Genomic DNA, 282 nt, shown 5'->3' with positions numbered 1-282 from the left:
GCCCGACCCGGCCCATCGGCACCGAGATCGTCCCGGTGTTCGTCACCTGCCCGCCGATCAGCGCCGCGTAGCCGCCGCGCCCGATCGTGATCGTGCCGTGGTTGGCCACCCGCGCCGAGGCGCCCGACCCGCGGAACTGCCGCCGCCCGGCCCTGAAATCCTCGTCCGAGATCGCCAGCGACGAGGCGACGAAGCCGGCCGCGTTGACCTGCCCCGTCCGGGTGATCGTCACGCCGTTGGGGTTGACCAGATACACCCGCCCGTTGGCGTTGAGCTGGCCGG

General features: G+C 73.0%; 1 protein-coding gene. It reads right to left on the bottom strand.

The features are described 5' to 3' along the window. A partial coding sequence (locus EOE48_RS28990) for a two-partner secretion domain-containing protein (protein ID WP_127734252.1) occupies window positions 1–282 on the bottom strand: 282 nt, incomplete at both ends.

This window comes from Methylobacterium oryzihabitans, from assembly GCF_004004555.2.
Taxonomy (GTDB): Bacteria; Pseudomonadota; Alphaproteobacteria; order Rhizobiales; family Beijerinckiaceae; genus Methylobacterium; species Methylobacterium oryzihabitans.
This window is presented reverse-complemented; position numbering and strand designations above follow the sequence as displayed.